The following is a 25597-nucleotide window of genomic DNA, read 5'->3' as shown; positions in this document are numbered from 1 at the left end:
AATTATAGATAATTCAAATATGAAAATCCATCCCACACTAAAATGGTTGTTTTTTGTCGATTTTCTCAATACAAGATCGGCTTTTATTGCTACAAAGTATACATATTTCAAAGCCACTAACAGAACTACTTCATTTTAACAATTACATCTGTAACACAATATCAAAAAAGGGAGCATCTATTTCCCTTGGTTTTTCTATATAAAATTGTTCTTGACCACCAGAATAAGCAGCGGCGATTAAAACAATTGTCATTTTCCAACCATAGTCTCCAGTAGTTATAAAATCATAAAAAGCCCATATTAGTAAAGCTTCTGTATAAGTCACACCACATCTTTTAGCAAGTTCTTGAATATTGCGGACAGTTTGAGCCAGCAGTACGAAGTTTTGAGCCACTGTATGCGGATGTTTGAGCCAGTAATTGTGGAAGGGAGATCCACAGTAAATGCTTTGCCATAAATAGCGCAAATAATATTGTCCGCCCCCATGACTTAACTTTTGTCTGTGTTAAGGAACAATCGCAGGTCTGTCATAAATATTGCCAAAGAGGCACACCTGCTTATGTATGATAACACAGACAATCCCCCTGTAGCTTTAAAATAAAAATTGATATAAAAACATCTTCTATCCCTATACAACAACAAACAGAAAACCGTAACTTTGAATCAATATTGATTAAAGTTACGGTTTATTAATGAATATTATTTATTACAATAAAGTTTGATCGTTTCTTTGTTAAGCTTACGCACCCAATAGTTTAAGTGCTTCTTTTCACAAACTTGTCCATTTGTTATAGAATAAGGGACATTCCTAAAAGTATCTATTTAGTCAAAAAAATTATTTCATATCTTTCTTGGCTAATACCTGCTGATTGAATTCCATCGAGCCATTCTTAGGGATGCTTAATATATTCCAATTCTTGTCCTTTTTTTGTTTTCCAATATAAAGAATTTGTCCTAAGTGGTAACTCATATGAGCTATTTCAGTCTGAACTGCCTGAAGTACGCTTAATGGTTGTTGTCTCAAAAAAACAGTTTTGCTTAGATCCTCTTCTTTAAGGTTTAACGAAAAACTCTCCCTAGGGTAATCTAGAGAGAGTTATATATAATAAACTATTTATAAATATCTCCACGGTTTCCAATGGCTTCGATATAGACCACTTGCTCTTGGTGATCAATATTAAAGATCACACGAAAACTCCCAATCCTTAATCTGTATAAACCTGGATGCCCCTTAAGTCTTTTAATATCTCCTTCTGGTGGTATTGATAAAAGTCCTTTTAACCCAGTTACAATTCTTTCTTGAGAGGTTTTATCTATTTTAGCTATGAATTTAACTGCGGACTTATGGTAAATCAACTTGTAGTCCGAATTCATGCTTTGCATCCTCCCCTGAAATGTATCCTTCTTCGCTTTCTAACTGCTTATGTTCCTCTTCAGTCAACGGTTCTTTATCACTTTCCGATTCATCAATCCTTTGCCAAGACTCGGGCTTTTTATTCTTTGAACGTTCAATTAAAAACTCCATAAAGTCAAAGGCTGCTTTCTTATCTTCATTGCTTAATGACTCCACCATTCTATATAAATCTTCCTTACGAATAGCCATTACTTACACCACCTTTTTCTCTACATTCTTTTATTAATATTATAAACCATTTTTGATTTTATTTTAACAAAGGATCTTAATTAACCACTTTATTGGCAAAGGTAACTAAAAGCACCCGATTCTTGAACAACCTGATTTATAAGTTGGCAAGGCAGCCTTCCAGATAAATCAGTTTCATTTGCATTTTTTGTATCTATTATTAATATTCATTAATGACCAATGTTATCATTGTCACCATTAATTGGTTCTACTACTTTTCCGTTTTTATCCGTTATGATGGTATCTGTTTCTTTAATAGGTTCTTTCGAGATTGGATAATAAACAAAGGCTACAATTATAATAGCTATCATAATCAACCCAATAGAAACCTTTTTTTTTCAAAAGAATCTCCTCCTTGTTCAATTCTTGCACCCTATAGTTTAAGTACATTTCTTCACAATTGTCTTTAACTTTAGTATAAATTTATAATAATGGACACCCAAAAATATAAAGCTAAATTTCATCTATCCATTTATACTAGTACCAACAAGCGTTTTAGATTGTCATCAATAATTTTATTATCAGCAATGTTGATTCCGCGACCTGCAAAATGGCCCCAAATCGACTCGATAGGGTTATAAACAGCATTAGGTATAAGATTTGCCTCGTATTCGTTCTCGTCCGCAGTACAGAAGAGATCTGTACTTCCAGGCATGATGGAGGCAAACGCATTAATACTTCTAAGAGCCTCATCGAAATCTCCGTTATAGGTGTTGTTTGCACTAATATCTGCAAATTGGCCTGTCCATAACATAGCTAGGAAATTGTGCGGATCCATTTTCATAAAGCTATTTTCATAGACGCCAGACACAAAACTTTCCAATGAATCAAATCCCATTTCTCGATAGAGTTTCTCTCTATAATAGGCTTGTGATAATCCCCACCCTGCATAGACGCGGCCAACAGCGCGCATGTCCTCAGTAGTTAATTGGTTTAGTTTACTCGATTCGAAGCCAATTGTAGCCATAAGGGCAGCTTTCATTCCGTCTAAGACCACATATGTTTGCGGCCAAGTCTTTGCACCTCCGCAGAAGGGTGCAATTCGTTCCACCATGTCAGGATAACTTGCTCCCCATTGGAAAGATTGGATGCCTCCCATTGACCATCCAACCACGAGTGCAATCTTTTGAATGCCGAATTTTTCGGTAACCAGCCGATATTGAAATTTCACATTATCATAGATGGTTACCTGTGGAAAATTTGCCTTGTCAAATGGAGCAGGTGTGTTACTAGGAGAGGAAGATAATCCGTTTCCCAGTAAATTTGGAATGATAATGAAATATTCTCTCGGATCTAGTGCCCTGCCATTTCCAATCAGCCATTCATTCTGAACATGTTGGTCACCAAAAGCAGTTGGATAGATGACAACATTGTCTTTCTTATCATTTAATTCTCCATAAGTCTTATAAGCAAGAAAAGCGTTTGGTAAAGTTATTCCTGATTGCAAGGTTACGTCACCTAAGTTAAAAGTCTCATAATCCATTGTTTTATCACTCCTTTCAAAATGAAACACAAACATTAGAATGCATTTCTTGTTATTAAGTATAAAGCTGTGATACTCTCAATAAAAGTGAACATAATTCAAAATAGTATTCAATAATATTGAAAGTGAAAGGATGAAGCATGATGGAATTACGCCAACTGATTACGTTCCGCACGGTTGCATCAACTTTAAATTTCAGTCGGGCTGCAGAAGTTCTGAACTACGTCCCCTCCAACGTTACGATGCAAATAAAGTCATTGGAGGACGAGCTTGGTGTTCGTCTCTTTGACCGCCTGAGCAAGCAACTCGTTCTCACAACTGCAGGTAAACGTTTTCTAACTCATATCCAAGGCGTTCTAGACAAATTGGACGAAGCTAGAAGTGTCGTTCACGACAATGAAAATCTAAGCGGTACCTTAACGATAAGTGCCAATGAGGTTCTTTGCGCCTACCGGCTTCCATCTGTATTTCGACTATTTCGTTCGCGCCATCCGGGAGTGCGCATCACCTTCCGCTCGGTTCCAAATCAGCATCTGAAGCAAACGCTCTTTGAGGGAACTGCGGATGTCGTCTTTATGCTAGACGAACCCATACTTTCAACAGGACTTACAGTGGAACCGTTACTCGAAGAAACTTTTCGCTTTTTCGTCGCTCCAGACCACCCTCTCGCGAAACTTACTGTACTACAGTTTGAAGACTTTCACGGAGAAGTGTTTCTGGTCAATGAAAAAGGTTGTACCTATCGAACCATGTTTGACCGGTCATTTGAGAAAAAGGGCATTGATGATATTACTTATTTAGAGTTTCAAAATGCTGAAGCCATTAAACAATGTGCAATTACAGGAATCGGTATTGCCTTTCTTCCAGAAATAACAGTGGAAGCTGAAGTTGAACGGGGTGAACTTATTGCTCTTCCATGGCAAATTTCGGATTTGCACGTATATACACATATGGCATGGCATAAAGACAAGTGGCTTTCACCAATCATATTATCTTTCATAGAAGCAGCAAGGGAAGTCATAACTATAGAGGAACATTCCTGTTAGAAGGATTTTCGGGGACCTGAACAAAAAGGAAATATCATAAAAATCATGGATAGGTGAATTATGCGGTAAAGTTATATAACGAAGGAAGTATGACTGTAAATCAAACATAGAAAGCTATCGGAAAGGAAAATAATCCATCCTTATTCCATAAAAAAACTTTATTGGAATAGCAAAATTAGATTTCCACGATTTAAAACTGTTCGGTAAATCTTTTGTTAATGTTCCTTCATAGTTGATCTCAACTTCTACTTTATCGTCTGTATAGGTTAAGAGCGATAACGATGGCACAGGCAATACCGCTGACAGAAATTTTTCTATTATAATATTGAAATGGTGAGAGGTATACGAGTCACTGATACACAGGAGGATACAATGTATAAACTATTAATCGTTGAAGATGAAGTGAATATTGCGAATACATTAAAGATCCATTTTGAAAAATATAATTATGATTGCCATATTGTAGAGGATTTTGAAAGGGTACTTGATACTTTCCAAGAATTCCAACCACACCTCGTCATAATGGATATTAATCTTCCCGCTTTTGACGGCTATTATTGGTCTCGAAAAATTAGGCAAGTTTCAAATTGTCCCATTATGATACTTTCTGCCCGTATGAGTGAGTTAGATCAAGTCTATGGTATTGAAAATGGGGCAGATGACTTTATAACAAAACCTTTTTTAATGGATGTAGTTCTAGCAAAAGTAAATGGGCAAATTCGTCGAGTATATGGGGAATATGCGAAGGATTCGCAAACCCGAATGTTGAAAGAGGGAAATACAACTTTAAATTTGGATACTTTTCGATTATTTACACCCGAACAAGAGACAACATTGACAATAAAGGAATTACAGTTATGCTCTGTACTTTTTGAAGCATTCTCGAATGTTGTGACAAGGCAGCAACTGCTGGCAGCCATTTGGGATGATGAGTCATTTGTTGAAGAAAATACATTAACAGTCAATATTGTTCGGTTACGCAAAAAACTAGAATCTATTTATTCTTCATTGGAAATAACAACTATCCGAGGGATTGGCTATCAATTAGCGGAGAAGATCTTATGAAGCCTTTTTTACGTGATCATTTAAGTTTTATAACTCTTTACATTATAACGATGATTTGCTTACCAATTGTTATTCATTTGCTAGATGACTTTAGGAATCATTATGCCTATTTTATATTTTTAGCTACTATTTTATTAGCCATTCTTCTTTTATTTCGATATATTCGACGCAAAAAAATGTATGCTCATTTGAATGGAAAGGGAGAAACAAGTGATTTATTAATTCACCATCCTCAAGCCCCGGTTGAAAAGGCATATGCAAAGCAAATGCGGTTCATTCAGTCCCTTTTTCTTACAAAAGAGGATGAACACAAAGATTTCTTACATGAACAGCAACTAATGATTTCTCAAACTGTTCACCAAATGAAAACACCACTTTCCGTCATTCAATTACTTATACAAACGAATCAATTAAAAGAACCAAGTTTATTCCAAGAATGGCAAAAGATAAAAAAAGAGTGCGATAAAGTAAATTTTTCTTTAAATCAGCTATTAACTTATAGCCGATCATCCCAATTATTGGCTGATCTAAAGATTGAACCGATATCTTTAAAGAATATAGTCCAAGAAGTGGCTAATGATTTAAAAGATTACTTTATTGAAATGGAGGTATACCCCAAAAGTACAATCGAAGAAAATATCATCATTTATTCTGATCGTAAATGGCTTAGAGTTGTTATCTATCAACTATTAAGTAATGCTGCCAAATATGGTGAAAAGAAATCGTTCGTTCTAATTCGATATGAAAATAGTAGTCAGTTATGGATCAAGAACAAAGGCGAAACAATACCGGAAAGTGAAATTAATCGTGTATTTGATTTGTTTTACACTGGTACTAAAGGACGCATCCAAGGTGAAGCGACTGGTATCGGACTATATTTAGTCAAAAAGATACTCTCTACACTAAATCATCCTTATAAGTTATCCTCTGCTCATAATGAAACGATTTTTGAGATTGATTTTTCCAGAGAATAGACGGCTTCCAAATAAGGTAGTCGTTTTTTAATATGACAATTTTGTCATATTGCTGTCATGTCTAAAGATTTTAAGAGGGGAACGGTTTGTTTATACTAAATGTATCAAAGAACACCAAGGAGTGAAACCGTAATGGGAGATACAATTTTAACAGTAAAACAACTACAAAAGGAATATACCGGAGAAATCACATATAAGGCATTAAACGGCATTGATTTCCATTTAGGGGAGAAAGAATTTGTTGCAGTAATGGGCCCATCTGGCAGTGGAAAAACGACCTTCCTAAACTGCATTTCCACCATCGATCGTCCCACTAATGGTTCAATAATAATTAATTCAAAAGATCCGTATAAATTAAATGATGATGAATTAGCAAGGTTCAGGCGTACAGAATTAGGCTTTGTCTTTCAAGATTTTAACCTTGTCCACACATTAACAGTTGAGGAGAATATATTACTTCCTTTAACACTTGATTCTGTGGCAGAGAAAGAAATGAAACAGAGTTTAAAGCAAGTCGTTGATTTTTTAGGGATTGAAGAAATATTAAAAAAGCGCACGTTTGAAATTTCTGGTGGACAGAAGCAACGTGTGGCGATTGCAAGAGCGGTTATTCATAATCCAACATTACTATTAGCAGATGAACCGACTGGAAACTTGGATTCTAAATCTGTGAATAGTGTTATGACGTTATTCGAATCAATTAATAAAACCTTTAATACTGCCATTTTAATGGTAACACATGATGCCTACGTTGCTAGTTTTGCTCAGTGTGTCATCTTTATACAAGACGGTATTCTCTATAATGAGATACATCGAGGGAAAAACAAACAGCAATTTTACCAAGAAATTATGGATACACTCACATTTCTAGGTGGTGGTCAGCATGAGTTTTAATCATATTGTTGTTCAAAATATTTTACGGGATAAGTCGACATACATTTCCTACTTTCTAAGCTGTGTGTTTTCTATAGTGGTTTTTTTCCTGTTTTCAACTATCGCTTTTCATCCAATGTTGGCGGAATTGGATCCATCAAGTACACTAGGAGTAACAATGGTGCTTGCCAGCTTCTTTATTTATATTTTTTCTTTTGTCTTTATCATCTATTCGTTGTTCGCTTTTTTGAAAAAGAAATCGAAAACGCTAGGCACCTTTATGATGATGGGTGCTTCCATGAAGCAAATCCGCAAAATGGTTTTCAGAGAAAATATGATCATTGCTGGCGTAGCAATTATCACAGCTATTGTGTGTGGGCTTGTTATTGCACCATTATTTTTAATGGTTGCCAAAAAGATCTTACGTGCGGAAATCTTTGGCATGTATGTCCCAATTCAAGCCACTCTAATAACAATTGTTTTATTTTCTCTGTTATTCTTGATTGTTACTAGACTAATGACACGTATGATTAAAAATGAAGAAATTGTTCAACTATTAAAAGCAGATATTACACAAGAAAAGCTGATTAAACCTGCACCAATTAAATTGATCCTATCCATCATCGTTAGTGTGTTCTTGCTCTTTTCCATGATGAAGGAATTAAATTGGGTGGAATCCTTTGGAATTATTTCTTACATTGCGTTATTTATTAGTCTGTTATTAGCCATTTACTTTACAGTCACACAAGGAATGTTGTTAGCCATTCGTTTATGGCAAAAGCATCCATCGTATTTTAGAAAAACTAATATGCTTTTTGTTTCTAACTTAAAGGCAAAAGGGCGTTCACATGCCCATATCATTTATTTATTAACCGTCTTACTATTAGGTGCCTTTATAAGTACAAGCGTACTATACAGCTCTTACTACAGTGTAGAGGAAAAAACAGAAAGGTTATATCCTTATAGTTTCCAATATACTTCTTACCCCGGTAACGAATCAGAAGCTCGGAAAGATATAGCATTTATAGAAGAGTCCTTAGATAAAGCAGGTAATTATGAAGCATACTATTCTGCCTTTAAAACGGATGAAGATCGTAGGATTGCTTTTATGTCCGTTTCGAATTTCAATCAACTTGGCCAGCATAAGCCTATCACGATAAAGGACAATGAGTATTTTGTTGCGGCTGGTAATGAAGGTGTTGACCCTAGCAAAGAATCCATTCATGATTACCCATTTGGAAACCTTGAATATACAGGTACAGAAAAGGAAAATATTTTACAAACTGGGTTGCAAAATGTATTTTATATCGTTCCTGATGAAATATATGAAACAATTGAGTATCCAGAATATAAAATATTTGCTTATGAATTGGATGATTGGACAAACAAGACTCAAGTGGCTGAAACTATTTCATCAAAAATTACTTCAGAACCTGATATACGCTTAATGTCTTCTAAAATTGATTTATATGATGCAGAGAAGTTTATAAAAAGCATTATGGTCCTCATTGGGTTTATGCTTAGTCTGATTTTTATGAGCGCAGCAATGAGTATTCTTTATTTTTACCTCCAAACATCGCTTGAACAAGAAAGAGTAAAGTTTTCAGGCATTAGAAAAGTTGGTTTTTCCATTAAGGAATTAACATCTGTCGTGACAAAAGAGCTGGCTACCTTAATTTTTATCCCATTTACCATTGCAGTTTTTATTTTATTGGCAACATTGCTCGGCATGCATAACCATATCTCATTGGCATTTTATCAACTAACAGCAATTGGCTTAAGTATATTTTTACTGCTGTTTACAATAAGCTTTTTCTTTATTCGGAGAGCTTATTTAAATAAACTTGCTAATTAACGATATCCGATTTTAACCAGCAAGTAAGTATAAAACTGATGTTGTTGATTGTCTGACAGGAGTTATTTAAAGTAGAGTAATAATGTATTAGCCCGTAAATTATTCATCTCTAATTGGGGTACCGTCAGGAAATGCGGTTTATTGGTGGGACCCCTTTTTTAAGAAGTTATGGCTAAATATTATATCTTGAAAAATCAAATGTTCAATAAATGACGCGGAATTGTGAAAAGTTCGGGCAGAAAATAATCAAACTTTTAAAATTTATCAAGACCTAAATCGCAAAAAGCCATTAAAAATTATAGAGTGATACATATTAGTCATGTATACTATGTATCACTCTTTTCTACTTTTTCCGCAACCGCACCAGTTAAAGAAACTAATTATCGTACTCCAACTTTAGTTCCTCTAGGTTATCATTCCAACTTATAGTTGCTTCTATATTTTCAGATTCATCGATTATAAATGTACACTCACTGCAAGAACGTCTATGTCCTCCTATTTCTGTTACAACTTTATCACCTAATGAAGTATTACATTCCATTTTTCCACTGTCGGTTTCGCTAATGTATCTAATTTCGTGTGGAATAGGTTTCTCACCAATATAATCTATTTTTGTTTTTGTTTGCTCTATTTGTTCATCAAGTATTTCTACCATATAAATTACTTTCCAATTATCACTTTAACCTTCAAAATTATATATTTCTGTTTTCGAACACGCACCTAAAATTACAGATATAAGCAATACTAACAAGACCTTTTTTAACATATAATTTCCCCAATAAATTTTGCATATATCTCCGACTCATTAAAACATCTACTTAAACAAACCTGCCCCCGTTAGTTTAAGTGATTCTTTTCACAATCACTATATAATTTGATATTAAATCAAATATAATATCCATTAGATAATCCTGCAAGCCACTTTTAATAAATTACCAAACTTTATTTCAAAGCTAAGCCCCGACCCCTTCCAGCAAATGCAAAGAATCGGGTGCCAACAGTTTAATGACAAGCAGCTCCACTGTAGCTCCGAATCTATACTTTAAAGACAGGTTGTACATTAGTGGCTCAAAACTAAGCACAAGTGGATCAATTCATCCGCAATAATCAGTTCTACTTGAGAAAACTTCATCGACTTTCTAAATACCTTTAAATTCAACAAAATTGACTAATTATTTTTGCACTTTTTTGCTGATTTCATATTTAAATAATCTGCCCCGATAACTCAAGAAGCGATTGTTCCGTATTTAACAATCGCGAATGTGACTTTTCTAATAGCTTTGTAAATTTTTGTTTCAGGATGATATGTAATAATTTCAACATTATAAATAACTGTGAATACTCCAAAAGGTATCGGATATTTTTGTTGAGCCATTTCATAATTATCTAATGCTAGTACATTTACATTTATATCAAGTTCATCAGCCACAGCCTTCAAGTTAATTTACAGCGTCTTGAATAAATGGACACTGTTCTGATTTAAGGACAGTAATCCAGTTATCATTTTTTTACTGTTTTTTGCCAATTATAAAAATTTGGTGTAGTTTCATCTTTAAAGAATTGAGCAATTAACTTAATTTATCCAATCTGATCCACAAGATATTGGGCAACCAGTCTTTTTCACTAGTTATCAATACAACTCCAGCTAGATTTAATATTATTGCATCCGATTACAGAAGTCCGTTCCAAGACCTTATTAAAGTAAAGCAGCAGTTAGCCCAAGAAAAATTAATTGATATTTAGTTTTTCGTTTGGTTTTTTATCCATTTACTCATCTGATTACTAATAAAACCTGGCTTATCCCAGTAAACATTGTGTGATGCATCATCAACGTCAATTACTCTAACATTTAAATACTGTTTTAATCGGTTCGTCTCGCTATTCCTAACTGGATTAAAATCTTCTGGTAAAGTGCTTTTTAACATTAGAATTGGTGTTTCAATTCCTGTTAAAGTATCTTTAGTCGGTTCATAAAATTTCTGTTTTACTATATGTTTCGCAGCATCAGAATTAACGATTAGTTTAATTTTATCGTTTTTGTTCTCCATACTACTCTTTGACAATTTAATCGATTTATTAGATAAACCATCATTGATAAGTTCGTTCTCGTATTCTCTCCAAGAAGAGAATGTGTAATTCTTGATATGTTGTTCTGTCATTTTCATTTCTTCTTCAAGTGTATTTCCTAGTAAGCTACTCGCCCTTATATATCCACCATCCAAGAGTATGAGTGACTTTAGCAAATTTTGCTTAGCAAATGCTAACCCTATATATCCTCCGACAGAATGCCCAGCAATATGAAAATCACTAACATCATAGTAATGGATTACATCTTTGACCCAATTTGCTAATGATGCCATAGAAAAGAAACTCTCATCATTTAAAAATGAAGATTTACCGTGTCCAGGTAAATCAAAAGCCATCACCTTAAAATTCTTGCTTAACATTGTTGCTAACTCATCAAAGCTACCACCCGTACTACCCAATCCGTGCAACAGAATTATGGTTGGCTTATGAGTCCCCCACATGCTAACATTAACCCGTAATTTGTTTTCTAATGTTATTATTTCAGATTTCATTATTTTTTCTCCTTGCGATTAGATTAAGTTTTATAATTACTCTTAAGAGAAAGTTTTTTTATTAAACACCCCTGCCCCAATACTGGAATGAGCTGCAACTCCATATTTAAGATCAACCCGTTAGTTGGGTATTACAGTATATATACCAACAAAAATCACAAATACAGAGGCACCAATGTTAACATATCCCCAAAAAGCTTTTCGATCTTTTTTGAGTTCAATAATTCCCAAAATAAAAGAGTGGATTCCTACTAAAAACAACATATAGGGTAATAAAGCAAAGTTTTGAGTTATTAAAGCAATGCTTCCTAACGCGACAACAATTACCGACAAAATAATACTTAATACTTTTAGCAAATTTCTCTCCCCCTTGCTTAACACTTGCGCCAGTAGTTAAAGGCTACTTTGACTCTCCTTGATTTTTTATCTCTTCTAATAAGCGAATGATATGGTCATTTTGTTCAATTTTCTAAGCCGCTAACAGAACTATTTCATTTTATCAATTGCACTCGTTTGTGAAAATAACAACAGACAAGGCCACATACTATATCGTTTTGCCCCTTTTTTTAGCATCCGCATCCATGCCAGATCCAATTGCTAATCCAATGCACATTCCAACTCCAATTGGTAATCCTAATAAACCAATGTCTAATACAGTTAATCCAAACACAACACCTAAGCTCAGCCCCAAGGACATAAAAATTCCAAGGTAGTATCCCTCTTCGACCAACTTATGTTTTTTCTGTAGATTACTCACAAACTTTATTTTTATTTTACCATAAGTATTCTGAATACCTTATAAAATCAGGTAAATCAATTGAAGATTTTTTACCGAATATGCACCACAAATAGTAGATAATGTTGGGCAAATTTAAAACACGTTTCATGTATCATCCTTTCCTATCAAAAAAACTGACTATCAACTCAACTTGCATTTTGATAGTCAGTTTAGCTTTCATTTTTAATGTTTGTGATATCTCGTAATAAGGTGGCCACCTTTCTGGCTCAATCGATGTGATATTTATTCCACCAGGTCTCTCAAGCGGTTTTTCAATATTTTACCCACACCATTTCGAGGCAATCTCTCCATAAAAACAACGTGGGATGGTGTTTTATATTTTGCTAGCTTTTGCTGTGTAAAATCGATCAATTCTGTCTCCGTTAATTCAGCAGCTTCCTTCTTAACAACACAGGCAACTACGATTTCCCCCATTTTTTCATCTGGAACACCGACAACCGCAACCTCTTGCACACCTTCATACCCAGCTAAAAGTTCCTCTGTATCGCGAGGGTAAATATTGAACCCACCGCGAATGATGATATCTTTTTTCCGATCAACGATATATAAATAACCATCTTTATCCAATTTTCCCATATCACCAGTATAGAGCCAGCCATTCCGGATTGTCCGTTCTGTTTCTTCTTCTAATTGATAGTACCCTAGAAAAATATTGTCCCCTCTAGCAATTACTTCGCCAATTTCTCCAACGGGTACTTGAATTCCCGCCTCATCTACAACCTTCACTTCTACACCCGGGATCGCACGCCCGACTGAACCTGGTTTTATTTCTTCCCCGATTCGATGTGTGGTAAGGACTGGCGCAGCTTCTGATAATCCGTACCCCTCTAACACATTCGCATTAATTTTTTTAGTAAACGCTTTCATAATTGGGATCGGTAATGGTGCAGATCCTGAACTGACATTTTCCAGACTTCCTAGATCATAATTCCCATGTGTTTGGTCAGCTACCATGGCATAAATCATTGCAGGCACAACCGAAAATTGTTCCACACGGTATGTTTCGATCGCTTTGAACAATGCTCCTACATCGAATTTTGGGAATATGACAACAGCACTGCCATTAAAGAACAATGCATTCATCATGGTAAATCCGAAAATATGGGCAAGTGGCAATACACCAACTGTTACATTACTATTTTTCGTATCTGTTTCGGAAAGAAGCGCTGACGTACGCGCACTAGCATACAAATTCTTGTGGCTTAACATGACACCTTTAGGTCGCCCTGTCGTACCAGAAGTATACAAGATAACTGCCACATCATCCTCATTCGCGGGCACATTATCAAGCGTGGCTAAATTCGCTTGATCAATTGCATCATAAAAATAAGTAATTTCTAGCCCCGCATAATCTTCTTGCTTCACTTCATCATCCGTTAAAAATATTTTTGGCTTGATAGGCAAAGCTGCGACCGCTTCCTGAATTTTTTCCATGAAAACGGATGACGTAATTACTACTTTTGTCTTTGAGTCAGCTAAAATGTAACGAATCTCACTAGCTGTTAGAAGATACATAACTGGCACTACTATGTTGCCTGAATGAATAATTCCCTGATATGAAAAAACTACTTCCGGTGTATTTGGCAAACAAACCATGATATTTTCTTCACTCAGTCCTGCTTGTTGCAAATAAGTGGAAAACTTCTTCGATAACCATTCAACTTCCTTATTTGTGTACGATTTGTCTTGAAAATAAAGAAACGGATATTCCCCATGTGTCTTCAGATTATCCTCAAGCAATTTGGTCAAGTGCATTTTCCAATCACCCCATGAAATTATTTTCTATCATAACCATGTTGTTGTAGTGACATATATGCAATGAATCCAATCTTTGTAAAAATATATGATGAATTGCTAATGGTTATTCAGTTTCGGTGCACTGTTTTTTTATGTAAAAAAATCTTCCTATGACCGATCTGTGCTAGCAGGTTTCTTTTGGACATTAGAGTTGACCCAATAAGCCTTTTGTTACTAATAATTATTTCTTATCTTTTTAGTATGCTTAACAAACCAATACTGAATATTAATGTACCAACTAACATCAATGAATGGATTAATCCGTTTAATATTGGAACATATTCTCCAGTCAAATTTTTGTTTTGGTATAATATATCCACCAATTTGTACGCTAAGGGTGTACTTATCAGTATTATAATAAGGCCCGATACAATATACGTCACTTGTTTTTTCATAATCGTTCTCCCCCTTACACACGATATTTTTTTGGAAAATAAAAGTCTGACTACAGAGATAGATTAAGATATTAACTTCACAATGACGGCGGGCGATCAGGAATTAAGTTGGCAAGAATTAGATAGATAAGCAAACTAGCAGGTAGAAAAATAAATAGTAGTCTTACTCCCAAAGATGAAATACCAAAAAACTCAGCTATGCCTCCACAAACTCCCGTAATCGACCTATCTGTTGCTGATTTTCTTAATTTATTATTCAATGCAAAACCTCCTTCCCTTGTAACAACGCTTATGTCCTCTTTTTACTCAGCACCTTTATTATTAGCGCGAACAAAATGATACTAATGAGAAGGCCGACGATGATTCCCCATGAAAAATAATCAAAAATGAAATATCCCATCACTATACTAACAACATATCCTGCTGAAAAGCCTACGATATATTTTTTTAAGTTCAAGATAATCGCCCACCTATCTATTTATTGGATTGGGCCAAAACACCCAACTTAATAGACTTACTTTTCTTTTTCTGACAAAACCTTATCCAACTTTTCTTCCACCCTTGCCAATCGTTCATTTCTCTTTCTAAACTTAACGAACAATAAAATGACACCCGCAACTGCAGCAATCATCATTAATAATAAAAATAATTGGAAGATGATATCTCCAACAAATATGTCACCTATCATTGCTAATAAAAACACAGTTGATTCATCCTCTCGCAAAAAGTTGTTCCTTCATCCGTATATGTACCTTAAGTATTTCATTTCATCTTTTCTAAAATTAAATAATCCCTCGTTTTAAATATCGGTATTTCATGATCATGAGCAAAGCCCATTACATCATCATAAGCTCTCTGTGAATCAAGAACAATTAGTCTAATATTAAATCCTTTGTTGACTTTGATAATTGCACCTTTTTCATTCCAGCCAACACGCACAAATTTTAATTGCTTGATTTGACCAGGATAGATGTGTCTTTTAAAAAGGGTTATCTGAAAAAATTGCATATGATATACGAAATGGTCCTTGTTCATTTCAAGTTTAAATCGAATCGATCCTAATCCAACAGCCATCAGTAAAACCACTGAAATCAGGGATAAAGACATTCCGAAATAATCATTTAATATATTCCATAATAGAACTAAAAAGAGAATACTAAAAAATGATAATCTTTTTGAGTTTATACCATAGACCATTGCTTTCCCCCTATCAATAAAGTAAGGTTCCCCCGATCGTTGTACCTAAAAAAAATAATTATAACATATTTTAAGACTATTCTGAACCTTAGAAGCACGTTTATTGAAAATAAAACTCCCCTGCTTCTATTGTATTCGTAAACTCATAAAACGACATTTATTTATTAATTCTAGGACTTCACTGCTTTGTTAAACTTATCTGTTATATCCCACAGCAAACCAACAATAACACCTAAAAATATCGATATTCCATAAAGATAGGTCATATCAGTATCGGTCATAATATTTAATCCAGCATTAACAATCCATCCACCTACCCCACCTGCAATTACAGATATTAATGTTAGTCCTTCATTTCTCTTTGTTTCTGTTTTTGTCACTATGTAACACTCCCAGTATGTTGTTTACTAACTTTGCAAGGGTCAAATTCATTCATCATAAAATTCCATATGGCTTTTTTCCAGTTTATAGTAATCTAATCTATCCCGTAAAGTACCTGTATGAAATTCAAACTTATGACCATCTGGATCAGTAAAATAAATAGATTTTTTGTCTCGTTTATCCCTTGGCCGACCTGACAGTATATGGACATTCAATTCCTTCAGTTTCCTATACATGTTGTCAAACTCTTCCTCTTCAATTGAAAAAGCTATATGTGTATATGAATGTTCGATTTCATTACGAGGTATGTCTTTCTCCAAATTAAGGGCAAGCCACATGCCATTCAAATCAAAATAAGCAGTATTTCTTCCTTTTACCAACAATTTGGCATCAAATACATTTTTATAAAAGTTAATAGAATTCTCTAGATTAGAGACAGAAAATAACAAATGATTAAGTCCTTTTACTGACACCATATCACCTCAAAAAATTAGTATCGTCTTTCAAAAAACTGATGAATAAGGCGCAATTCCTTATCTTAGACATATAGCAGTTTCGTTCAGTACAATTCTTCACATTCTGTATCAGTTTAACATAAAGCGACCTAAATTTTTTGAATACTTTAGGCTCATGACACAAAACAATTGAATATCAAAATAAATCAATAAAATTAGGAGTACAAACCGAAATACAGTTTGTACTCCTAATTCATGCGTTTCCTCCCTGCTAATCCAAAGCCGTTCGCCTAAAATTCATCTCTTTTTATTGTATCCAGGGAAACTCCTGCCTCAATCTAACTTCGAATCAATTTCCAATCTTTATCTTCTAACTATTAAAACATAGATTCGCGCCTCAACCCATCACCTTCTGATCATCCACTTTTAATGAATCCTTCGCTTCTTCCAACTGTTTACAAACTTGGTTTTTCGCCGTACCACCTAAGCTATTTCGTGCATCGACAACATGTTTTGGCTGAAGCACATCAAAAATATCCTCTTCAAATAGCGAACTGAACCCTTGATATTCCTCTAATGTCAATGCAAGTAAAAATTTTTTCTGCTGGATCGCATATAACACGATTTTCCCAATGATTTCATGGGCCTGTCGGAATGGTAAGCCTTTCGTGACCAGATAGTCCGCGATATCGGTAGCATTGGAATAGTCCTGTTCAACAGCATTGTACATGTTCTCCTGCTTCACCTGCATCGTTTCAATCATTGGTGCCAGTAAACGTAATGACCCATCCAACGTTTTTACCGTATCAAGCAATCCTTCTTTATCCTCCTGCATGTCTTTGTTATAAGCTAATGGAAGGCCTTTTAACACTGTTAGAAGGCCGAATAAATTGCCGTGTACACGTCCAGTTTTCCCTCTAAGAAGCTCTGGTACATCAGGGTTTTTCTTTTGCGGCATAATACTTGATCCCGTACAAAATGAGTCATCCAACTCAATAAAATCAAATTCCTGACTTGACCATGTGACAAGCTCTTCTGATAGTCTTGAAATGTGTGTCATTAAAATCGATGCAATCGACAGGAATTCCAACACAAAATCCCGATCACTGACAGCATCAAGACTATTTGGATAAACTTTATCAAATCCTAGTAATGCCGCTGTACGATCACGATCGATTGGAAATGTCGTCCCTGCCAAGGCACCAGAGCCAAGCGGTGACCAATTTACCCGTTGCAAACTGTCAACAAGACGCTGTTTATCCCGCTCAAACATCCAGAAATAGGCTAGTAAATGATGGGAAAATAAAACTGGCTGGGCACGTTGTAAGTGTGTATACCCTGGCATAATCACACCCATATTTGCTTCCGCCTGGTTAACAAATGCTTGCTGAACAGCGGTGACAAGCTCAATCATTTCATGTGTTTTCTTGTTTACATACAAATGAATATCTGTTGCAACTTGATCATTTCGACTTCTTCCGGTGTGCAGCTTGCCACCAAGCGGTCCTATTTCATCGATGAGCATTTTTTCGATGTTCATGTGAATATCCTCGTCTTCCACGGAAAATGGGACAGATCCAGCCTTTATTTTTTCCTCGATAGTCTTTAACCCAGTGATAATCTGCTTTGCTTCTTCGTTTGTAATAATCGAACATTCAGCGAGCATTGTAACATGAGCAATGCTTCCTGCAATATCTTCTTGTGCAAATTGCTGATCAAATTCGATTGATGCGGTAAATTCTTCAACAAGTTGATTGGTAGATTTGGTAAAACGGCCTCCCCAAAGCTTTGACATATGTAAACCTCCCCCTTTTTAATCTGGGACTATCCAGGATTCAGCCCCCAAGTCCCCCACAATACTATACTTTTCCTTTGACTGTTTCTAAAAGATCGGACTGTGATTACTCGCCCCATCGAAAACATTTGTTGTTATTACAAAATAAATAGATTATGTGCAATAACTAGAAATCAAGTTCGGAGCTTTGACAACCGCTACGGGAAAACACTACGCTTTCCGCGGGCACGGCTTCAGCCTCCGAAGCAGAAAACCGCCGCTTCGAAGTCTTCAGACACGTGCTATTCCCGCAGGAGTCTCCGTGTTTTCCCTTCGCTAGTAGGTGCTATTACTTGATATACATGCTATATCTACACAAAAATCAGGGAACTTCTACTAGCGGTGTCAGAATACGTAGACTCCTTGAAAATACAGATCAATTTTCTGCGAGCGATGTAACGCCGCCGAAGCATTCCTTGTCCTGCGGGATTTTCAGCTGTTGCTTTCTCGTATTATTACAATTATTAATGCTTGATTACAGGGAAATATTGAAGCATATACTTCCTCACAAGCAGCCCGTATACACGTAGACTCCTGGGGGATGAGAGGCATCGGTGAGACCCCGCAGTGCGAAAAAGGAGTAAAGGCTAAGATCGCCACGTCCTGTGGCAACGCCTTCATGACCAACGTCGTGTTGGCCTGAGGAGGCTCTCCAGCCGCCCCCGGAAAGCGGAGTGTATACGGGCTGCGGGGCAGAAAGCAACAAACAATGTGAAATCAACATAGCACTTACGTCGCATTTTCTATCAAGTACGAAATTTAAAATGCAACAAGCATTACGAAAAGAGCTTTTCCTTTTGATGGATTTCAGCGTGTACTTTCGTTGGCAATCCCCACAATTTGATAAAGCCAACTGCTGCTGTGTGATCAAACATATCTCCCTTTTCATAGGTTGCCAGTTCCTCATTATATAAACTATAGTCAGACTTCCGAGCGATAACGGTATGATTCCCTTTAAACAACTTCACACGAACTTTTCCGGAGACCGTTTTTTGTGTTTCCGCTACAAATGCATCAACGGCTGGACGCAATGGAGAATACCATAGACCTTCATAGATCATTTTGGCAAACTGCTGATCAATTGTTTTCTTAAATTGGCTAACTTCCCTCGTATGTGTTAAAAACTCCATTTCCTGATGGGCATGGATTAAGATTAATGCCGCCGGATTTTCATAGACTTCCCGTGATTTAATGCCAACCAAACGATTTTCAATATGATCGATCCGTCCAATTCCATGCTTGCCGCCAGCTTCATTTAATGTTTCAATCATGTCAACAAGTTCCATTGGTTGGTCATTAAGTGCCACTGGAATGCCATTTTCAAATGAAATATCGACAAGTTCAGGTTGGTCTGGTGTTGCTTCAATTGGATTCGTCCAGGCAAATGCTGCTTCTGGTGCTTCATTCCACGGATTCTCCAGCACACCCGCTTCACACGCTCTTCCCCAGATATTCGCGTCAATCGAAAATGGATTGTCAAGATCAACGGGGATAGGAATTCCTTTTTTCTCTGCATAAGCAATTTCCTCATCCCTTGTCATGCCCCATTCTCTAACCGGTGCAACCACTTGTAAATTAGGGTTTAGTGCTTGAATCGATACTTCAAAACGCACCTGGTCATTTCCTTTGCCAGTACATCCATGGGCTACAGCAACTGCGCCTTCTTGTTCGGCAACATCGACAAGCAATTTGGAAATTAACGGTCTGCTTAATGCCGAAGATAATGGATACTTCCCTTCATATAAAGCATTGGCCTGTAAAGCTGGCATTAAGTAGTCTTTCGCAAGCATTTCCTTTGCATCAATAACAATGGCTTTGATCGCTCCGACATCTAACGCCTTTTGCCTTACCGATTCCAAATCCTTTTCCTCACCAAGATCAATCGCCAGTGCAATGACATCATAGTTATATTTCTCCTGTAACCATTTAATAGAAACCGACGTATCCAAACCACCTGAGTAAGCTAACACTACTTTTCCTTCACTCATGTATAATCCCTCCATATTTGAATTATTCACCTAATAACAGTTTTAATAGTGCTTTCTGTGCATGAAGACGATTTTCTGCTTCGTCAAATACAACGGAATGAGGGCCATCAATTATTCCGGCCGTTACTTCCTCCCCGCGGTGGGCTGGTAGACAATGTAGAAAAGTAAAATCCGCTTTTGCTTGCTGACACAAACGTTCATTTACCTGATAAGGTGTGAAAATTTTCTTTCGTTGCTCATTTTCATCCTCTTGCCCCATGCTTGCCCATACATCCGTAACGACAATATCAGCACCAGCCATCACTTCAAATGGATCCTGACTACATTCCACCGTCGTACCGTTTTCCTTGGCCTCATGTGTCATTTGCTGAAAAATACCTGGATTTGGGCCATAACCAGGTGGACACGCAACATGAATATCCATCCCGACCTTCACCGCGCCTTCCATCAGCGAATGGCACATATTGTTGTTGCCATCACCAATATAGGCAAGTTTTAATCCTTTAAACTTTCCCTTATGCTCATAGATGGTTAATAAATCTGCTAGCACCTGTGTTGGATGATGCAAATCTGTCAACCCGTTAATAACCGGGATCGAAGCATGCTTTGCATATGTTTCCATCATGTCATGGCTAAATGTCCGGATCATCAGCCCATCAACATAACGTGATAACACTTTTGCTGTATCGATTGTTGATTCTCCCCTGCCAAGCTGAATATCATTGCTGCTAAGAAAAATTGCTTGCCCACCAAGTTGGAGCATCCCCACTTCAAACGATACCCTTGTTCTTGTTGATGCCTTTTCAAAAATCATTCCCAGAACTTTTCCTTGTAAATGTGGTTCTTGAATTCCTAATTTGGTTTGTTTTTTAAGCCGGACCGCTTCATCCAGCAACGCCATTATGTCCGTACTGCTGAGGTCGCCTAAAGCTAGAAAATCTTTTTTTCCCAACATGGGTCGTGCTTTTTGTTTTGAAAGTGTGCTAGCCATTGGAATCAACCCTTTCTTTGAAATAACGCTCTATTCGCATTGTTTGTTGTTATCTGCTCCGCATCCCGTATACACTCCGCTTTCCAGGAGCAGCTGGAGAGCCCTCCATAATTTTTACTCAACTTTCACACCAATGAAATAAGATCAAACAGTTAGCTGAGGCAAATTGGAATGTTTCTAATAATTGCCTTGACAACTCTGGTAAACCTAAAGACTGTTAAAATTGGGACTGCGATTATTCTCCCCATCAAAAACATTTGTTGATTTATACACAAAATGCACAGTAACTAAAAAATTACTCCCTCGCCGTTTCGGAAATACACTACGCTTTCCGGGGGCGGCTGCTGAGCCTCCTCGTGCTAACGCACTGCGGGGTCTCACCTAGGCCTTTCCTCCCCCAGGAGTCTCCGCGTATTTCCTACACTGGTTTTGCATTTACTACCATTAACTGTAGTAGTATGTTTTCTACCAAGCCACATTCTACCGCTTCACTAGTCTGGGTGAGTGGAGGGTGGTGACTCCTGCGGGAACAATGGTTTTCGGTGGGGCGAGTTAGCGCAGCCCCAGCACGTGTCCGAAGACCCCGCAGAGTGGTTTTCTCGAGGAGGCTGAGGCCGTGCCCGCGGAAAGCATCCACCCGGAAGGATCCCGGACGGCGGCAAATGCGCGTACATTTAGAAAAGAGTCTAGCAGTCACAGCTTGATTAAATGTGATTAATCCAAGTCAACTTGAGTAGTGAAAAATATACATACTTCCTTATATTATCAAGGCTTATTTTGTCCCTTTTACACTGCGAAAGTTGAATTATTATAAATTCGAATAATTCCTTCTCTATATAGGATTCTATTTTAGATTATGTATTATTATAACTAAATACGTATAAATATACAATACCTATTTCAAATAATTTTGATAAAATTGAATATCATAATTTTTTATATCGTTTATATAAGTGATGAAAAGCCCACACTGCAATCATTCTAGTGTGAGCTTTCATCTTGGCTTTTTTGCATAAATTCCTGTTTTTTACCTTGCATCCCGTTAGAAAAAGCCTATCATTTAAATGGTTGCATAAAGACGATGATACGACTGCAATGATGTAATCGGATCTAGCGTTTTATCCATACAATCCACTGCCACTTGTAATGTTTCAAGACAAGTAAACAAAGCAACTTGATGTGTGATTGCCAACGTTCTGATTTCGTTACCGCTTCGTTTATCTTGAAAACCACTTGGAATGACAACAACCCCCGCTAATGATTGCTCCTGAAATAAATCCGACAGTGCTTCCGGGTTGCTGTCAACAGTTTGATTAGCAACACCATGTGCAGTTAAAAACGCACTCGTTCCCGATGTCGCAAGTAATGAAAAATCCTGGCTGAGTGTCTTAAGTACTGGTAGAAATGCTGCCTTTTCTCTGTCCGCAATGGAACATAGCAAATAAGGCTTTTTCGCATCCTTATTTAATGAGTACGCAGGAAAATATGTTGCTTTAGCAAGTGCCTGTTGATAGGTGTTTGCTAAACCGATCAATTCTCCAGTCGATTTCATTTCCGGCCCTAGTTTTGGATCAACACCCGTTAACTGTGCTGCAGAGAACACGGGTGCTTTCACTGCATAGTAACCAAGTGATTCTGGTCCACCATCCGCCTTTAGTTTCTCCCCCATTTGTGTACGAACAGCATGCTCGACCATTGGTACACCGGTTATTTTACTGATCATCGGTACCGTTCGTGATGCCCGTGGATTTACTTCCAATACATAAATTTGCTCATCCGTTACAACAAACTGGATATTTACCAATCCGACAATGTTTGCCTGTTTACAAATGGATTTCGTATAATCGAGTAAAATATTCTGCTGTAGTTTGGATAAATGAACAGGTGGCATCACGGCAATGCTGTCACCTGAGTGAACACCAGCTCTTTCCACGTGTTCCACAATTCCCGGCACCAAAATATGTTCGCCATCACTAATCGCATCCAATTCCACTTCAAGACCAGGCGTATAGTTATCAATTAAAATCGGCCAAATTCGCTGATCTGAATAACGCAGTGTTGCTAAATATGCATCCATTGTCTCTTCCTGGTGAAGAATATACATCGATTGCCCACCAATAACATAGGATGGACGAACGATAACCGGATAACCAATTCGATTTGCAGCAGCTTTTATTTCCTCTAAACTATAGGCCATTTCCCCTTTCATATGCGGGATGTGTAATTGTTTCAACAGCTGATAAAAATGCTGACGATCCTCGAGCTGATCAATTTTTTCAGGTGTTGTTCCATAAAGACGAACGCCAGCTGCTTTTAATTCTTTTGCCAGGTTAATCGCTGTTTGCCCGCCGAACTGAATCAATACACCAGCCACTTTTTCTCGATTGACGATCGCTAAAATATCCTCGGCAGTTAAGGCTTCAAAATACAACCGGTCGGCTACAGTGCTATCGGTACTAACTGTTTCTGGATTGTTGTTGACAATGACTGTTGTATAGCCCATTTTTTTTAATGCATATATCGCCTGTACCGACCCATAATCAAATTCCATGCCTTGCCCAATAAGAATTGGCCCGGATCCAATGATAAGCACCTTTTTATCACCGTTACATCTTGCATCATGATTAAGGTCATCATGCCATGTCGAATAATAATACGGAAAATGATTTTCGGAATCGACAACTTGATAAGTAGGCGATAAATGACACGCTTTGATTTTTTCCCGAACTGCTGATTCAGTCGTTTGCAAAAGTTCACTTAATGCCTTATCACTTATTTGCATCTGTTTTGCCTGACGTAACTGTTCGGCTGAAATCGTGGCTAACGAGTTTTGCGATAAAGCTACTTCCATCTCCACGATTTGCTTGATTTTTTCTAAAAATGGCAGGCTAATCGAGGTATAGTGATAGACTTCTTGAATGCTTTTTCCTTGTCGTAATGCTTCTGCAATAGCAAACAAACGTAAATCGGTCGGTATTTGCATGTGCTCAAGCAGAACGGTATCGGTTTGACCGGAAATCATCGGATGTGTCAATGTTGTCAACCCATTATCCAACGAGCGAATGGCTTTATTTAGGGCAGCTTCAAATGTCAGATCAATTGCCATCGTTTCCCCGGTCGCTTTCATTTGGGTTCCCAGCTTTCTATCTGCTGTTGGAAACTTATCAAAGGAAAAGCGCGGCATTTTTACGACGGTATAATCGATCATAAGTTCATGAACAGCCTCCGTTTTGGAAGGAAAACAGTCATCCAATTTAAACCCCAGCGCACATTTGGTTGCTATTACCGCAATCGGACAGCCTGTTGCCTTTGATGCCAAAGCAGATGAACGACTCACCCGTGGATTTACCTCAATAATATAATAGCTATTTTTGTCCTGATTAAATGCAAATTGAATATTGCAAGCACCGACAACACCAAGCCTGCAAATAATTTTCACCGCTGCATCACGAAGCAACGAATATTGTTCCTCGGTCAATGTTTGCTGTGGTGCAACGACAATGGAATCACCAGTATGGACACCGACTGGATCCACATTCTCCATACTGCAAACAATCACACAGTCATCATCACGATCACGAATGACTTCAAGTTCAATTTCCTTCCAGCCTTTGATGCTTTTTTCCAGCAAGACCTGATGAATCGGACTTACCTGTAGACCAGTCGTCACGATCGATTGCAATGACGCTGCATCTTCCGCAAACCCGCCACCTGCACCTCCTAGTGTATAGGCAGGCCGAACCATCACCGGGTAACCCATTTCTTCTGCATGATGGATAGCTTGATCAACCGTCGTAATAATGTGTGAATCCGCAACTGGTTCTCCCATCTCCTGCATCAGTGCACGAAATTTTTCCCGGTCCTCCCCTTGTTGAATCGAATCCACCGATGTCCCTAACAATTGAACGTCATATTTTTCAAGTAACCCAGATTGATAGACTTCTAGTGTTAAATTCAGTCCTGTCTGGCCGCCAAGTGTCCCGATCATGCCATCAGGTTGTTCCTTTTGAAAAATTTCCTCAATCGTTGTGACGGTCATCGGCTCCATGTAAATATGATCGGCAATCGATTCATCGGTCATAATGGTAGCTGGATTGTTGTTAAGCAAAATAACTTCTATTCCTTCTTCTTTTAACGCTAGGCATGCCTCTGTACCAGCATAATCAAATTCGGCTCCCTGCCCGATGACAATTGGTCCAGAACCAATAACGAGTACTTTTTTTATCTTATGAATAAGTCAAAC

General features: G+C 37.2%; 25 protein-coding genes and 1 pseudogene. 5 read left to right on the top strand and 21 right to left on the bottom strand.

Annotated elements, in window-relative coordinates:
- Positions 1–142 precede the first annotated feature (142 nt).
- From C8270_RS12975 to C8270_RS12955, 6 genes and pseudogenes are all read right to left on the bottom strand, one after another.
- Positions 143–466 carry a hypothetical protein gene (locus C8270_RS12975; protein ID WP_106497239.1) on the bottom strand — a complete coding sequence of 108 codons (324 nt, stop codon included), beginning with the start codon at positions 464–466 and terminating at the stop codon, positions 143–145.
- Positions 467–835: 369 nt separating this feature from the next.
- Positions 836–1048, bottom strand: a pseudogene (locus C8270_RS12970) (DUF1572 family protein); the annotation flags it as partial.
- A gap of 62 nt (positions 1049–1110) precedes the next feature.
- Positions 1111–1374: a type II toxin-antitoxin system RelE family toxin gene (locus tag C8270_RS12965; protein ID WP_106497237.1), complete on the bottom strand. Its 264-nt coding sequence runs from the start codon at positions 1372–1374 to the stop codon at positions 1111–1113.
- Positions 1343–1603: a hypothetical protein gene (locus C8270_RS12960; protein ID WP_106497236.1), complete on the bottom strand. Its 261-nt coding sequence runs from the start codon at positions 1601–1603 to the stop codon at positions 1343–1345. Before C8270_RS12960 ends, C8270_RS12965 begins: the two co-directional genes overlap by 32 nt.
- Before the next feature lie 209 nt (positions 1604–1812).
- Positions 1813–1953: a hypothetical protein gene (locus tag C8270_RS20290; RefSeq protein ID WP_199794677.1), complete on the bottom strand. Its 141-nt coding sequence runs from the start codon at positions 1951–1953 to the stop codon at positions 1813–1815.
- Between the two features lie 161 nt (positions 1954–2114).
- Positions 2115–3125: an alpha/beta fold hydrolase gene (locus tag C8270_RS12955; protein WP_106497235.1), complete on the bottom strand. Its 1011-nt coding sequence runs from the start codon at positions 3123–3125 to the stop codon at positions 2115–2117.
- A gap of 143 nt (positions 3126–3268) precedes the next feature.
- Here C8270_RS12955 and C8270_RS12950 point away from each other — a divergent pair, with 143 nt between their 5' ends.
- The 5 genes from C8270_RS12950 (at position 3269) to C8270_RS12930 (ending at position 8938) form a co-directional block, all read left to right on the top strand.
- Positions 3269–4171, top strand: a complete 903-nt coding sequence (locus tag C8270_RS12950) for a LysR family transcriptional regulator (RefSeq protein ID WP_106497234.1) — start codon at positions 3269–3271, stop codon at positions 4169–4171.
- 372 nt (positions 4172–4543) lie between these two features.
- The gene (locus tag C8270_RS12945) at positions 4544–5236 is read left to right on the top strand and encodes a response regulator transcription factor (RefSeq protein WP_106497233.1); all 693 of its coding nucleotides are present in this window, start codon (positions 4544–4546) and stop codon (positions 5234–5236) included.
- The gene (locus tag C8270_RS12940; protein ID WP_106497232.1) at positions 5233–6210 is read left to right on the top strand and encodes a sensor histidine kinase; all 978 of its coding nucleotides are present in this window, start codon (positions 5233–5235) and stop codon (positions 6208–6210) included. The genes C8270_RS12945 and C8270_RS12940 overlap by 4 nt, the downstream gene beginning before the upstream one ends.
- 132 nt (positions 6211–6342) lie before the next feature.
- Positions 6343–7104 (top strand): ABC transporter ATP-binding protein, encoded by a 762-nt coding sequence (locus C8270_RS12935; RefSeq protein WP_106497231.1) that lies wholly within the window; start codon positions 6343–6345, stop codon positions 7102–7104.
- Positions 7094–8938: an FtsX-like permease family protein gene (locus C8270_RS12930; protein WP_106497230.1), complete on the top strand. Its 1845-nt coding sequence runs from the start codon at positions 7094–7096 to the stop codon at positions 8936–8938. The genes C8270_RS12935 and C8270_RS12930 overlap by 11 nt, the downstream gene beginning before the upstream one ends.
- 376 nt (positions 8939–9314) lie before the next feature.
- Here the strand turns inward: C8270_RS12930 and C8270_RS12925 are convergent, their stop codons facing one another.
- From C8270_RS12925 to carB, 15 genes are all read right to left on the bottom strand, one after another.
- Positions 9315–9593 (bottom strand): hypothetical protein, encoded by a 279-nt coding sequence (locus C8270_RS12925; RefSeq protein ID WP_106497229.1) that lies wholly within the window; start codon positions 9591–9593, stop codon positions 9315–9317.
- A gap of 570 nt (positions 9594–10163) precedes the next feature.
- Positions 10164–10367, bottom strand: coding sequence for a hypothetical protein (locus tag C8270_RS12920; RefSeq protein WP_158701713.1), 204 nt, complete (start codon positions 10365–10367; stop codon positions 10164–10166).
- A gap of 310 nt (positions 10368–10677) precedes the next feature.
- Positions 10678–11517: an alpha/beta fold hydrolase gene (locus C8270_RS12915; protein ID WP_106497227.1), complete on the bottom strand. Its 840-nt coding sequence runs from the start codon at positions 11515–11517 to the stop codon at positions 10678–10680.
- Positions 11518–11637: 120 nt separating this feature from the next.
- Positions 11638–11874 carry a DUF3953 domain-containing protein gene (locus C8270_RS12910; RefSeq protein WP_106497226.1) on the bottom strand — a complete coding sequence of 79 codons (237 nt, stop codon included), beginning with the start codon at positions 11872–11874 and terminating at the stop codon, positions 11638–11640.
- A 187-nt stretch (positions 11875–12061) separates the two neighbouring features.
- On the bottom strand, positions 12062–12274 hold the full coding sequence (locus tag C8270_RS12905; protein ID WP_234028562.1) for a hypothetical protein: 213 nt from the start codon (positions 12272–12274) through the stop codon (positions 12062–12064).
- Between the two features lie 264 nt (positions 12275–12538).
- Positions 12539–14071 (bottom strand): class I adenylate-forming enzyme family protein, encoded by a 1533-nt coding sequence (locus C8270_RS12900; protein WP_106497224.1) that lies wholly within the window; start codon positions 14069–14071, stop codon positions 12539–12541.
- 514 nt (positions 14072–14585) lie between these two features.
- Positions 14586–14768: a PspC domain-containing protein gene (locus tag C8270_RS12890; RefSeq protein ID WP_106497222.1), complete on the bottom strand. Its 183-nt coding sequence runs from the start codon at positions 14766–14768 to the stop codon at positions 14586–14588.
- Positions 14769–15022: 254 nt separating this feature from the next.
- Complete coding sequence (locus C8270_RS12885) at positions 15023–15232, bottom strand: hypothetical protein (protein ID WP_158701712.1); 210 nt, start codon at positions 15230–15232, stop codon at positions 15023–15025.
- A gap of 38 nt (positions 15233–15270) precedes the next feature.
- The gene (locus C8270_RS12880; RefSeq protein ID WP_106497220.1) at positions 15271–15705 is read right to left on the bottom strand and encodes a hypothetical protein; all 435 of its coding nucleotides are present in this window, start codon (positions 15703–15705) and stop codon (positions 15271–15273) included.
- A 170-nt stretch (positions 15706–15875) separates the two neighbouring features.
- Positions 15876–16085 carry a hypothetical protein gene (locus tag C8270_RS12875; protein ID WP_106497219.1) on the bottom strand — a complete coding sequence of 70 codons (210 nt, stop codon included), beginning with the start codon at positions 16083–16085 and terminating at the stop codon, positions 15876–15878.
- Positions 16086–16133: 48 nt separating this feature from the next.
- Complete coding sequence (gene fosM, locus C8270_RS12870; RefSeq protein ID WP_442785803.1) at positions 16134–16562, bottom strand: FosM family fosfomycin resistance protein; 429 nt, start codon at positions 16560–16562, stop codon at positions 16134–16136.
- Positions 16563–16938: 376 nt separating this feature from the next.
- Positions 16939–18336 (bottom strand): argininosuccinate lyase, encoded by a 1398-nt coding sequence (argH, locus tag C8270_RS12865; RefSeq protein ID WP_106497217.1) that lies wholly within the window; start codon positions 18334–18336, stop codon positions 16939–16941.
- Between the two features lie 815 nt (positions 18337–19151).
- Positions 19152–20363, bottom strand: a complete 1212-nt coding sequence (locus C8270_RS12855; RefSeq protein WP_106497215.1) for an argininosuccinate synthase — start codon at positions 20361–20363, stop codon at positions 19152–19154.
- Between the two features lie 22 nt (positions 20364–20385).
- Positions 20386–21354 (bottom strand): ornithine carbamoyltransferase, encoded by a 969-nt coding sequence (gene argF, locus C8270_RS12850; protein WP_199794676.1) that lies wholly within the window; start codon positions 21352–21354, stop codon positions 20386–20388.
- A 1060-nt stretch (positions 21355–22414) separates the two neighbouring features.
- A complete protein-coding gene (gene carB, locus C8270_RS12845; RefSeq protein WP_106497214.1) occupies positions 22415–25588 on the bottom strand; it encodes a carbamoyl-phosphate synthase (glutamine-hydrolyzing) large subunit in 3174 nt (1057 codons plus the stop codon).
- Positions 25589–25597 lie beyond the last annotated feature (9 nt).

The sequence above is a fragment of the Lentibacillus sp. Marseille-P4043 genome (genome assembly GCF_900258515.1).
Classification (GTDB): Bacteria; Bacillota; Bacilli; order Bacillales; family Amphibacillaceae; genus Lentibacillus_C.
This window is presented reverse-complemented; position numbering and strand designations above follow the sequence as displayed.

Coding starts and splice junctions, on each gene's coding strand:
- argF (WP_199794676.1), bottom strand. CDS start 21,354: ATGGCTAGCACACTTTCAAAACAAAAAGCACGACCCATGTTGGGAAAA.
- fosM (WP_442785803.1), bottom strand. CDS start 16,562: ATGGTGTCAGTAAAAGGACTTAATCATTTGTTATTTTCTGTCTCTAAT.
- argH (WP_106497217.1), bottom strand. CDS start 18,336: ATGTCAAAGCTTTGGGGAGGCCGTTTTACCAAATCTACCAATCAACTT.
- C8270_RS12945 (WP_106497233.1), top strand. CDS start 4,544: ATGTATAAACTATTAATCGTTGAAGATGAAGTGAATATTGCGAATACA.
- C8270_RS12955 (WP_106497235.1), bottom strand. CDS start 3,125: ATGGATTATGAGACTTTTAACTTAGGTGACGTAACCTTGCAATCAGGA.
- C8270_RS12940 (WP_106497232.1), top strand. CDS start 5,233: ATGAAGCCTTTTTTACGTGATCATTTAAGTTTTATAACTCTTTACATT.
- C8270_RS12930 (WP_106497230.1), top strand. CDS start 7,094: ATGAGTTTTAATCATATTGTTGTTCAAAATATTTTACGGGATAAGTCG.
- C8270_RS12855 (WP_106497215.1), bottom strand. CDS start 20,363: ATGAGTGAAGGAAAAGTAGTGTTAGCTTACTCAGGTGGTTTGGATACG.
- C8270_RS20290 (WP_199794677.1), bottom strand. CDS start 1,953: ATGATAGCTATTATAATTGTAGCCTTTGTTTATTATCCAATCTCGAAA.
- C8270_RS12965 (WP_106497237.1), bottom strand. CDS start 1,374: ATGAATTCGGACTACAAGTTGATTTACCATAAGTCCGCAGTTAAATTC.
- C8270_RS12915 (WP_106497227.1), bottom strand. CDS start 11,517: ATGAAATCTGAAATAATAACATTAGAAAACAAATTACGGGTTAATGTT.
- C8270_RS12925 (WP_106497229.1), bottom strand. CDS start 9,593: ATGGTAGAAATACTTGATGAACAAATAGAGCAAACAAAAACAAAAATA.
- C8270_RS12880 (WP_106497220.1), bottom strand. CDS start 15,705: ATGGTCTATGGTATAAACTCAAAAAGATTATCATTTTTTAGTATTCTC.
- C8270_RS12900 (WP_106497224.1), bottom strand. CDS start 14,071: ATGCACTTGACCAAATTGCTTGAGGATAATCTGAAGACACATGGGGAA.
- C8270_RS12935 (WP_106497231.1), top strand. CDS start 6,343: ATGGGAGATACAATTTTAACAGTAAAACAACTACAAAAGGAATATACC.
- C8270_RS12960 (WP_106497236.1), bottom strand. CDS start 1,603: ATGGCTATTCGTAAGGAAGATTTATATAGAATGGTGGAGTCATTAAGC.
- C8270_RS12950 (WP_106497234.1), top strand. CDS start 3,269: ATGGAATTACGCCAACTGATTACGTTCCGCACGGTTGCATCAACTTTA.